The organism is Chryseobacterium subflavum, assembly GCF_055762745.1.
In genome coordinates this window covers 705,974-717,368 of sequence record NZ_JBVTMR010000001.1, presented here as the reverse complement: position 1 = coordinate 717,368, position 11,395 = coordinate 705,974, and the positions used below count along the sequence as shown (strand labels likewise).

The following is an 11,395-nucleotide window of genomic DNA, read 5'->3' as shown; positions in this document are numbered from 1 at the left end:
TTCCTTATTTATTTTGTTGAGTGATCCACGTATTCAGAAAGCCTTCTTTGGTTTTCAGAACAATCTTGTAGATATCGGAATGATCGAGTTTTTGTTTTGAGATAAACTTACCGCTGCTCAGATCTGCCTGTCCCAACAACTGGTAATAGTCTTTACCACCGGTTTTGAAATTATTGGTAGTGGTCACATACACCTCAGCAGATTCCTTCGTGGGAGTTACCACTTTCCATGTTACTTCCAATGTTCTGTCGGTTAACAAAGAGGCATTCAGTTGGCTTACCGCTCTGTTTTTAAGCAAATCGATTCCGTCCATTTCCTGTTGAACATTCTCAGGTACTTTGATACTGAGAAAGTCAGTCATCGTAGGAAGAATATCTGTAATGGCAACACGATTATTTTTGGCATATGCGTTAATATTGGGTTTATTGATTGCAATCCAGGTATCCCGTTCTCTATCACTTTGCCCGCCATGCCCTTTTCCGTTACTGGCAGATCTTCCATGATCCGTTGTAACGATGAATAACCAATCCTCTCCATGCTTTGCCTCACGTTCTTTTACGGCATCATATATTTTTCCGATCAGCCTGTCCTCGAAGGAGATTGCCTTATACAAAATATCTCCATCTCCGTGGCGATGTCCCATATCATCAGAAAATTCCAGGTATACCCAAGACAAATCAGGGGCATTTTCTTTAATATAGCTTGCTGCTTTTCCTGCCACCAGGCTATCGATCTTACGGATATATCCGCTTTGTTTGTCGTGTGGAAATTTCAAGGTATCCTTTTCCAACCCATCATAAGAAAAATCCATTTTTATCTTTCCTGTGGCCGCCAGGCCTTCACCGATCAGCTTCGTACGGTTGTCTTCCCAGGTTGAAAATACAGCTGTCTTTTTGCCGGGATACTGATCTTTAAAAAGCCTGAAAATGGTTGGATAGCTATAATTAGGATCTTTAATATCGTTATCAAAAACATGATGCTTATTCACCCAGGTTCCTGTCAGCAAACTATTGTATCCTACTGCTGAAATCGTGGGCGTTTCACTGTACCCTCCTTTTTCTCCTCCTACATACGCTTTCAGGAGTGCACCGTCTTTTTTAATCTTTTTAAGATTGGGGATTTCAGATTTGTCCAGCATATCTTCAGCGATACCATCTACAATAATAAAAACTACTTTTTTTTGCGGCGAATGTTTCTGTGCGTGCCCGGTAATACCGGTGAAAGAAAGAAGAATAAAAAGGGAAGTTTTGAAAAGGTTCATGCTACATTTTTTATTGGGGCAAAATTCTATAAAAAACACAGACTATCTTTTAACAAACCATTAACAAGTTTAAATAATATATTAACTTTCATTAAAATCTTACTCCTGTTTATAGAAGATAGAGAACACTTGTCAACTTTTTACAAAAACATTATTTAATAAAAACTTCAATTTAAATTCATGAAATTTTCTAAAATAGAATTTAAGATAAAATAATTTACACTAAACCTCTAAACACATGATTATGAAAGGCTTTTAAACGGAATATTTTTTTTTTACTTGTTATAATGAAGGTAAAATTATTCTTAGTTTAAAAATAATCGTTGTTTCACTTATTCAGGGATTTGGAACTATTATCTCTATACTTATTTATCGTTTTCTAATAAAAAGTAGATAAAATCTTTTTTTACTTGTCACCCATCTTTTCCATTGCAGTCTTTATTTTCATTAGCATTTCAATGGCATTTGGATTTTTAGGATTCAGGGAAAGTGATTTTCCGTAATTGATAATAGCCGAATTATAATCTTTCGCCACAAAGCAGGCTTCTCCAAGGCTATCGAATAGATTTGCATCTTCCGGATACATTTCAGTTGCAAAAGTAAAAATCTTTATTGCACCATCCACCTGTTTTTTATCCCGCATCCATTCATATCCGATATAGTTACTGAGCCAGGCTAATCCTGATGTTGATCTGTATTGTTCAATTTCTGTTTTTGATTTTCCTGCTGTTCCTTTTGCCCAGAGATCTTTTAAGTATCCTGCCGGATCGTTCGGATCATTGTATCTTTTGTAAAAAGCCACTCCTTCAGATGAAGCAGGGAAAAGTTCAGCCATCATGTATGAATGAATTCCTTTTTTCAGTTCTTCTTTAAGATTGATCATTACGGAATATTCATAATCGTGGTGAAAAAACAATTGGATCGTTCCTTTGCTTAGATCATACACATTGGTATATTGGGTATCTTTCACATGCATTTTATCCATAACAGAAGAACAAAAAAGAGAAGTCCCATTGGGATGGTTGGTTTTCAGGAAATTTACTCCATTCATATAATAATCCAACTTCTTCTTGTCTTCTTCTACTGTATTTTTGGTAGGATTAAAATTCGACTGGATATAATATTCCTGTTTTCCAAGGGTCAATGCACCCCCTTCCACAAGAAGGTATTCACCCGTTTTATCAACAAACATCATAACACTTGATGTCAGGAAGCTCATATCAATGGTTGACAGATAATCTTTTACCTGATGAACGTTATCATAACTGCTCATCACATGCTGAACGATCTCGGTAACAGGTTTTTCAATTTTCCCCGGCTGTTTGGCAACAGGCAGTTCCGGAGTAGCAAAACCATCAAAAACCAATCCCGCTTCATTCATTGCGCCTTGTGGAAATCGGTTGATAAAACCTACATAAGCCACTCCGTATGCATTCTGCATTTTAGGTTCAAACCATATCTCGGAATTCGGACTTACCCAATCTTCGTTGTTGCCAACGATCGTCCTTCCTTTGTGCGTCATTTTAAACATACTGCAACAGTATGCCGTATGGCTCAGAATAAATAATAGAAGCGTTAATAATTTGATTTTCATGGATTAGTATTTTGTGACCATCAAATTTAATTAAAAAAATACTTTATAAAACATCTTGTAAACTCACATTATGTAGAGACTAGCAAGATACGTACTGACAAGGGGGAATTTCCATTTATCACTCCAAACTTTGCCGGAACAAATTTTATATCTTTGATAATTAAATTAAAAATTTACAGATGAAGTTAACGTTTAAACCTGCTTCTCAGCTGGATTGTGATTTATTAACGAAAACAGCTAAGACAGCCAAACAACATTGGGGATATTCAGATGAATTAATCGAGAAATGGCATGATGATTTGGCTGTTACTCCCGGCAGCTTTATTGATAGAAAAATATATAAATGCTATTCTGCTGATCAATTTATAGGGTTTTATATTCTAAAGGACAAAGGAATATTTACAGAATTAAACGGATTATGGATACTTCCTGAGTTCCATGGAAATGGTTTTGGAAGGGAAATTATGGATCATGCAAAATCAGAAGCGCTTCAATTAGGATATAGCTATATGGAGTTATATGCTGATCCATATGCAGATGGTTTTTATCAAAAGATTGGTGGTAAAATAGTTGGAAAAATTGATACGTTGATTAAAGACAGATATTTAAATACATATCGCTTCGAATTAGAATAACATTATAAAACAATAGAGAAGAAAGGAATATATAGTTGTGTAGATTTCAGCTTAAAGACACAGACTTTGCACAGGCTAATAATATCTTTATAGTAGATTTTAATTCTCATCAAAGTGAGCAAATTAGATTTGGTGACTAAAATAGGTATTATGATGCCTGAACGACACAAAAAGAATTTCCTTCAGGATCAAGCAATACGACATAGTCAGCATTCGGTTCATAATTCCAACCTTCAACTTGACTAGCGCCGATGTTAATCAAACGTTTTACCTCTTCCTCCTGATTCTCTGTTATTAAATCAATATGATGCCTTTTTGGTTCGTCGGAACTGGTTAGTTTCAACGACAATTGCATACCTATACCATCCTTGGGTACTAAAATTGCAAAATCAACATCGGGATCTCGTTTCAGTTCATAATTTAATGCCTTACACCAAAATGTAATGGCTCGATCAAGATCCTTTACGCCCCAAACAATTGAAAGTATTTTTAAGCCCATTAGACTGCATTTTTTTATTAAACTATTGCCTTTTTCAGGTCACAATACCATACAAAATTAGATTTTTTATTTAAGATCTCCCGTCTTATCGTAATTTCAAGGTTGCTTGCATCAGTCGATCACTTCTGCAACCACCTCACTTCCCTTCTGCAATAAATCCTTCCTATACTTCATCCCCCACTCACCCATCGTATCAATGATTGTATGGAGACTTTCTCCAAAACAGGTCAGTTCATAATCTACGGAAACGGGCATGGTATTATTCTGGGTTCTTTTGATCAGGTTATTCATTTCCAGTTCTTTTAATTCCTTGGAAAGGGTCTTTGATGCGATCCCTTCTACCTGCCTTTTCAGATCCATAAACCGCATTTTTCCTATATAGTACAAATGGCTTATGATGAGCGTTTTCCATTTCCCATCCAGCAGATACATGGTATCACGTACGCCACGGATGTGATTTTGGCATTTTATTGAGATCTCAATTTTATCTTTTTTCATACCCCGAAAATTAGACTTTAAAATTACGGAATTATTTGTATTAAAAGTCACCTGGTTACTTTTTTGTAACTGGTTACCAATGGGTAACAGGTGTGTTTTGGAAACCAAAACGCCCTAACTTTGTTCCATCAAAATGAGATAAAAACCTCAACAATTTTTAATAAAAAACACTCAACATTATGTCATTACAAGAAACATTACAATGGAGATTTGCCACTAAAAGCTATAATGGTAAAACAGTAGAAAATGAAAAGGTCGACCAGATCCTGGAAGCGATTCGAATGTCGCCTTCAAGTTCCGGTCTACAGCCTTTTAAGGTTTTGGTGATCACCAATCAGGAATTAAAAGAAAAGTTATATCCCGTATCATGGGAACAAAAACAGATTCTTCAGGCTTCTCACTTGCTGGTTTTTGCAGCATGGGATGAGTACACTCCGGAAAGAGTAAACACCTTTTTCGAATTTAGTAATAAAGAACGCAACCTGCCTTCCAGTGCCACCGATGACTACCGTTTAAAGCTTCTTGGCATTCTGGAAAAAAGAAGTAAAGACCAGCATTTTGTAGGCGCTGCCCATCAGGCTTACCTCGCATTAGGATTTGGCCTTCTTGCTGCAGCCGATCTGAAAGTAGATGCCACTCCTCTGGAAGGATTCGACAGTGAAGCGTATGATGAGATTCTTAATCTTCGTGAACAGGGATTAAAAAGTACGGTTCTTTTAGCATTGGGATACAGGGATGAAGAGAATGACTGGCTGGTAAACCTGAAAAAAGTAAGAAGATCTAATGAAGAGCTGTTTATTGAGATGGATTAGGGTGGAAATTAGAAGTTAGAAGTTAGATAATAAAGAGGTTTCCATTACTAATGGACCTCTTTTTATTTTTTTATATAATTCTTCTTTAGGGTGGTATGTTATCCTATAGAATCTTGGTTTTCCATATTGAGCAAAAGATTCACCTAAATAAATTTATCAATATTGAAAATTGGATTAATATTATTATAACAAACAGTAAATATCGTTCAAAACGCTATGAAACAAGACATTAAGGCTCAATTTCAAAGCTAAATATTTTTACGATAATGATTAATTCCATATTTTTAAAATTATCAGATTTTATTTAAACAATTTCTAATAAATTTTTACACAAATATGAAAAGATCTTTAATTCTACTCCCTTTATTTATTGGAGCCAATTTATTTGCACAAGAATGGAAATATGTAACAGCAACGGATGATGGTACAATTTACCATCTTAAGCCGAACAACGATAATACTGCATGGATAAAACAAACATCCAATAAAATAGAATACTATCCCGATAACAAAATGGGAAGTAAAAAAACAACTGAAGGCTATCAAATTTTATTATATAAATTTGATTGTTCAGAAAAACAACTTGGAATAATTCAGGTAACAATTTATAATAAAGAAGGGAAATACCTAAATAACTTTAAAACAAAAGAATTTTTAGTCGAAATGAATTATGTAATTCCTGACTCAGTTGGTGAAAATATTTTAAATGCAATGTGTAATTATTAAATAAAATTTATGCTAATCAAATGCAAACAAATTTAAGTTTATGAAAAGCTTGTAAAATAACTTTGTATCTTAACAAGAAACCGGCCTTAAGGTAAAAGAAGAGAGCCTCCGTTATCGGTAGGGCTCTCAATTAAAAACAAAAACTACTCACTCAAAAACGCCACAGCCTTCGCCACAAACGCATCATGATTCTGAAAGAAAGACGCATGTCCTGAATCCGGAAAAATCACGAGTTCCGCATGCTCCAAATTTTGTTTCATATTCTGTGCATTCTGAACCGATACGGGAAGGTCATTTTCCCCGTGAACGATAAGCACCTTATTTTTGATCATTTTTATTTCTTCAAGAGCGTTGGCATCAGGTTGCGCCCAACTCAGAACAGCCGTAAACTGAGCATTGGAAGTTGCGTCGCTTAATGCAGGATCCCGATCCGTTGTACGAAGCTGAATCCTCTCATAAGATAGCTTTCCTGCCGCAATACTCGCTGCAGATTGGGTAAATCCAAATTTCAGGAAAGATTCTTCAGGACTTAATCCTGCAGTTCCGGCAATGATATTCGGCAAATTGGATAATCCGATTGCACCTTTAGGTCCGGTACCTGTTAAAATAACTTTATTGATGAGTGTAGGTTGCGTTAAAACCACTCTTTGTGCCACAAATCCTCCCATCGAAAAGCCCATAATATTTACTTTCGTCAGGTTGAGTGCCTTGATAAAAGCAATGGCATCATCGGCCATCCCCTGCACGGTATTTGGGGTTGTTCCCTGGGAAGAAGCCACGCCCTGGTTATCGAATATAATGATCTTATATTTCTGAGCCAACCCGTCTGTGACTGCCGGATCCCAGTCGTCCATGGAGCCTCCCAATCCCGGTAATAATACCAACGGTATCCCTCCTTCTTTTCCCCAGGTACGATAAGCGATGTCATTCCCCTTTACTTTTATAAATTTTGTTTTGGCGTTGCGGTGGTTCACCATCTGGACTTCCTGGGTGATGATCTCACTTTCTTCACTGCATGACACAGTTGCTACTGAAAATAGCGTTACACATAAAATACTTGCTGCTGAAATGGTTCTGAATGCTTTCATTGTTGTTTATTTTTGTATGATTATGGTGCAAACATAAAGCGCACAAAAAGGCGGAACACTTACAAAGTATCTCAAACGGACAATTTCAGAGGTTAATCAGACATTTACCTCACTTAAAAAAGCTTCTTCCTTACCGTTTATTTCCATGAAATGCATTTCTGCCGATTTTCCGCAATCTGGCTACGTGATCCCTCAATCAGGCTACATGAACCTTATGCTATAAGCTGAACTTTGCGACATCAACTTTAAATAAGAATACAATGAAATCAAGAAAATTGAGAACTCTCGAAGTATCGAGTATCGGTTATGGCAGTATGGGACTCAGCCAGGGGTACGGATCAGTACCAGAACGGAAAGAATCCATAGAGTTACTTCACAATACCTATGATCTGGGCTGTACTTTTTTTGACACTGCAGAAGCCTACGCCATGGGAGCTAATGAAGAATTACTGGGTGAAGCTTTAGCCGGTTTCAGGAATGAGGTGAGCATTGCCTCTAAATTCTGGATACAGGATAGTATAGAAAATTATTCCGCAGAAAAACTAATGGGATTGATCCGAAACAAAATAGAAGGCTCATTAAAAAGATTGAAAACAGACCACATCGAACTTTATTATCAGCACCGTGTAAACAAAGATATTCCTGTAGAAGATATAGCCTGGTGTATGGGTAAGCTGATCAGGGAAGGAAAAATACTGGGCTGGGGCCAATCACAAGCCACAGAAGAAGAGATCAGGAAAGCACATGCCGTAACACCCATTACCGCGATTCAAAGTGAATACTCTATTATGGCCCGGCAGTTTGAAAAAAATGTGATCCCGACCTGCGGAGAACTGGGAATCGGTTTTGTAGCCTTCTCGCCTCTGGCTAATGGATTTCTGTCCGGTCATGTAAACGCAGATACATCATTTACCGGAATTGATGCCCGTAGAGTAATCACCCGCTTTCAAAAAGATAACATTCTCGCAAATCAGCCTCTACTGGATCTCTTAAATGGGTTTGCCACCATGAAAGAAGCAACTCCCGCGCAGATCTCCCTGGCGTGGATGCTCCATAAAAATGATTTTATCGTACCGATTCCGGGTTCAAGAAATTTAAAAAGGATCCGCGAGAATATAGAATCTTCTGATATTGTCCTTACTGAAGATGAATTTAGGCAGATAGAAACAGCACTGGCTACCATTCAGGTTCATGGCGACAGAAAAGATGAAGATCTGGCAAAACTAAGAACATTAAAAGATTAAACTGATAATAGAAGAGTCGGTTCTTTAACGCAATTTATTTGTAAATTGTAAAAGAATTTCTGATCAGATACAATTATATAAAATGGATAAAAACATTCCACAAAAATTTGAATCTTTATATGACTTGCATAAGGTGTTCGGGCTTCCCAAGCCCGTACATCCTTTGGTAAGTTTTATCAATATCAGAGACATCCGAATCAATCCGGATGAACTTTCCCCAACCATGATGTTGAATTTTTATAAGATCGCCTGTAAAACAGATCTATGCAGCCAGGCCCGGTACGGACAAAATTATTATGATTTCCGGGAAGGCGGACTGGTATTCACGGCCCCCAACCAGATATTTGAAAGCCCGAATGATCAAACGAATTCTGGCTTTATCCTGCTTTTTCATCCCGATTTTATATTGTCTTATCCTCTGGTAAAAAAAATAAAGGAATATGGCTTCTTTTCCTACGCTGCCAACGAAGCTTTACTTCTCTCGGAAAAAGAAAAGGAAACCATTTTATCGGTTTTTAAAATCATTGAAGAAGAACTCAATAACCGGATCGATGATTTCAGCCAGGATGTAATGATTGCACAAATAGAGCTTCTGCTAAGCTACAGCAACCGGTTTTATAAGCGACAGTTTATTACCCGAAAAGCAGTGAACCACAGTATACTTGAAAAATTTGAAGAAGTTCTTGATCAATCATTCAATGATTCAAGCCTATTGGAACATGGAATTCCCACAGTTCATTCCCTAGCAGAAAAACTGAGTATTTCCCCCAGTTACCTGAGTGATCTTTTACGTTCGCTAACCGGACAGAATACCCAACAATATATTCATCAGAAACTCAGCAATCTTGCAAAGGAAAAACTGTCAACCACACAATTATCAATCAGTGAAATTGCTTATGAGCTTGGATTTGAGCATCCGCAATCTTTTAGTAAGTTTTTTAAGAAAATGGTGAAGGTAACGCCTATTGCATTTAGGGAATCGTTTAATTGAAGATTTTTTTAATCTGCGAAATGCCTCATAAATTGGGGTTGGATAAACCGATTGTTATATTCTTTTGTCTTGAAACAAAAGAAACAAAAATTCAAGACTGAAATCTTCCGCTAAAAATGTATTCTGTTCTCTAAAAATTCCAAAACTTGCGCGAATTCAGAATAAGTTATTCGATTCGGTATTGTTGTCGCGCTTCGGACAGTAGAATTTTTTTACGTTCACAGAATACATTTTCTTTACGCTACAGCTTCCTAGGTCGGTTAGGAATTTACTTCAAAGTTGAAATATAGGTCTTTTTAAATCTGCTTAATCTACTAGAAATAAACATACTGTCATTGTGTAAATCACCCAAAAGTGTTATTGCCCTGGTTTTGGTTTTAGGATAAATTTACTATTAACTAACAACCAAAAACTTACAATTATGAAAGCATTTATCTTTGCAACACTTCTTTTATTTTCCGTAGTGGTACACGCACAAAAAACAGCACCTCTTGACAATGTACTCAAACAAGTTACAGAAGCCCTACATGAAGTAGAAACGATGAAAAATTTTAAGCAGCCTAAAAATGTAGCAGTTACTTTCGAAAGCGAAACATCAGGAGAAACAAGTACTGGCCTGAAGATTTTAATCTTCAGTATTGGACGATCCTGGAATAAAGCACAAAGTACAGAAATTTCTTACCAATTTAATTTGGTTCCAAAGGAATCCCTTATCCAGACTGGAACATTTAAAACAGCTCTCGCAAATGCAATAAGAAAGGCTTATGATGAAATGTCAAAGGTTACTGTAAAAGATATAGTTTCCAAAGGCTTTACTATCAAGATCAGTTTCGTGATAGAAACATCTACTAATGCAGGGGCTGAAGCTGAATATAGCCTGATTCCATTAAGTGCTTCTCTTGGAAAAAGCTGGAAGAAAAAAGCAATACATACCGTAGAACTCGAATTTTAATAAAAACGAGTATCATAGCTTTACAACGCTCTTCAGATATGTACTGAAGAGTGTTTTTATATAATTAAATATTTTATGTAAATCAATTTTCCGGCTACAACAAAGTGTGTTTTGGCTACGTAGAGAAATCCTGTTCTTTCCAACTTTGTAGTGTTAAAAACAAACAGGAAATGAAAGTATTTGTAACAGGAGCTACAGGATTTATAGGCTCTGCAACAGTAAAAGAATTACAATCCGGCGGACATCAGGTTATAGGATTAGCCCGTTCTGAGGAATCCGCCGAAAAACTAAGGAAGTCCGGTGTAGAAGTATATTACGGAGATCTCAGTCAACCGGAGACATTGATAGAAGCAGTTGAAAAAGCTGATGCAGTAATTCATCTTGGATTTATCCATGATTTCAGCAAATTTAAAGAAATGTGTATCCTGGACGGAAAGGTCATTGAAACGATCGGCTCTGTACTGGAAGGAACACAAAAGCCATTTGTTATTACTTCAGGAATCGGTGTGCTTAAAAAACAAGGTATGATTACGGAAAAAGATATGCCGGAAGGTAATAGCATCCCAAGGATTATTACAGAACATGCAGCAGACAAAGTAGCTGCTAAAGGAGTTCAGGTATCCGTTGTCCGTCTTCCCCCTGTGGTACATGACCTGGGAGATAAAATTGGCTTTATTCCTTCGTTGATTGGGATAGCAAAAGCAAAAGGTTTTTCTGCATACATTGACAGCGGTAAGAATTTCTGGCCTGCTGTACACCGTAAAGATGCGGCCAAACTCTTCCGACTGGCCGTAGAAAACCATTCGATTAACGGAATACGCTACCACGGAGTTGCAGAAGAAGGCATCGAATTTAAAAAGATCGCCGAAACGATAGGTACAAAACTGGGTATACCAGCACGTTCCATTTCAGCAGGTGAGGTAGCAGATCACTTTACCTGGTTTGCCCATTTTGCAGAATTTAATGACCTTGCTTCAAGCGCTGCAACACGGGAAATATTAAATTGGGAGCCAAATGAAATCGATTTGCTATCGGATTTACACGGAGAAATTTATTTTCCTGCCCAATAAATTGTAAATTTACTATACCACATCA

Annotated in this window: 12 protein-coding genes; 7 read left to right on the top strand and 5 right to left on the bottom strand. The window is 36.9% G+C overall.

Annotated features, from left to right (window positions below; all coding sequences use genetic code 11):
- Positions 1 to 4 precede the first annotated feature (4 nt).
- Complete coding sequence (locus AC0INN_RS03295) at positions 5 to 1,261, bottom strand: alkaline phosphatase family protein (protein WP_306611661.1); 1,257 nt, start codon at positions 1,259 to 1,261, stop codon at positions 5 to 7.
- A 406-nt stretch (positions 1,262 to 1,667) separates the two neighbouring features.
- Positions 1,668 to 2,855, bottom strand: a complete 1,188-nt coding sequence (locus AC0INN_RS03290) for a hypothetical protein (protein WP_306611659.1) — start codon at positions 2,853 to 2,855, stop codon at positions 1,668 to 1,670.
- Between the two features lie 179 nt (positions 2,856 to 3,034).
- Between AC0INN_RS03290 and AC0INN_RS03285 the strand changes: the two genes are divergently transcribed.
- Positions 3,035 to 3,490, top strand: coding sequence for a GNAT family N-acetyltransferase (locus tag AC0INN_RS03285; RefSeq protein ID WP_306611657.1), 456 nt, complete (start codon positions 3,035 to 3,037; stop codon positions 3,488 to 3,490).
- A 148-nt stretch (positions 3,491 to 3,638) separates the two neighbouring features.
- Here AC0INN_RS03285 and AC0INN_RS03280 read toward each other — a convergent pair whose 3' ends face one another.
- Both AC0INN_RS03280 and AC0INN_RS03275 read right to left on the bottom strand, forming a co-directional pair.
- Positions 3,639 to 3,989 (bottom strand): VOC family protein, encoded by a 351-nt coding sequence (locus AC0INN_RS03280; RefSeq protein ID WP_306611655.1) that lies wholly within the window; start codon positions 3,987 to 3,989, stop codon positions 3,639 to 3,641.
- Positions 3,990 to 4,100: 111 nt separating this feature from the next.
- Positions 4,101 to 4,487: a winged helix-turn-helix transcriptional regulator gene (locus tag AC0INN_RS03275; RefSeq protein WP_306611653.1), complete on the bottom strand. Its 387-nt coding sequence runs from the start codon at positions 4,485 to 4,487 to the stop codon at positions 4,101 to 4,103.
- Positions 4,488 to 4,666: 179 nt separating this feature from the next.
- Here AC0INN_RS03275 and AC0INN_RS03270 point away from each other — a divergent pair, with 179 nt between their 5' ends.
- The gene (locus AC0INN_RS03270) at positions 4,667 to 5,299 is read left to right on the top strand and encodes an NAD(P)H-dependent oxidoreductase (RefSeq protein ID WP_306611651.1); all 633 of its coding nucleotides are present in this window, start codon (positions 4,667 to 4,669) and stop codon (positions 5,297 to 5,299) included.
- 336 nt (positions 5,300 to 5,635) lie between these two features.
- Positions 5,636 to 6,025, top strand: coding sequence for a surface-adhesin E family protein (locus AC0INN_RS03265; RefSeq protein WP_306611649.1), 390 nt, complete (start codon positions 5,636 to 5,638; stop codon positions 6,023 to 6,025).
- A 143-nt stretch (positions 6,026 to 6,168) separates the two neighbouring features.
- On the opposite strand, the gene AC0INN_RS03260 is transcribed toward AC0INN_RS03265, so the two are convergent.
- On the bottom strand, positions 6,169 to 7,113 hold the full coding sequence (locus tag AC0INN_RS03260) for an alpha/beta fold hydrolase (protein WP_306611647.1): 945 nt from the start codon (positions 7,111 to 7,113) through the stop codon (positions 6,169 to 6,171).
- Positions 7,114 to 7,373: 260 nt separating this feature from the next.
- Here AC0INN_RS03260 and AC0INN_RS03255 point away from each other — a divergent pair, with 260 nt between their 5' ends.
- The 4 genes from AC0INN_RS03255 (at position 7,374) to AC0INN_RS03240 (ending at position 11,370) form a co-directional block, all read left to right on the top strand.
- On the top strand, positions 7,374 to 8,357 hold the full coding sequence (locus AC0INN_RS03255) for an aldo/keto reductase (protein WP_273647626.1): 984 nt from the start codon (positions 7,374 to 7,376) through the stop codon (positions 8,355 to 8,357).
- A gap of 82 nt (positions 8,358 to 8,439) precedes the next feature.
- A complete protein-coding gene (locus AC0INN_RS03250) occupies positions 8,440 to 9,348 on the top strand; it encodes a helix-turn-helix domain-containing protein (RefSeq protein ID WP_306611645.1) in 909 nt (302 codons plus the stop codon).
- 421 nt (positions 9,349 to 9,769) lie between these two features.
- Positions 9,770 to 10,300, top strand: a complete 531-nt coding sequence (locus tag AC0INN_RS03245; RefSeq protein ID WP_273647624.1) for a hypothetical protein — start codon at positions 9,770 to 9,772, stop codon at positions 10,298 to 10,300.
- 170 nt (positions 10,301 to 10,470) lie between these two features.
- Positions 10,471 to 11,370 carry an SDR family oxidoreductase gene (locus tag AC0INN_RS03240; RefSeq protein WP_306611642.1) on the top strand — a complete coding sequence of 300 codons (900 nt, stop codon included), beginning with the start codon at positions 10,471 to 10,473 and terminating at the stop codon, positions 11,368 to 11,370.
- The last annotated feature ends 25 nt before the right edge of the window (positions 11,371 to 11,395 follow it).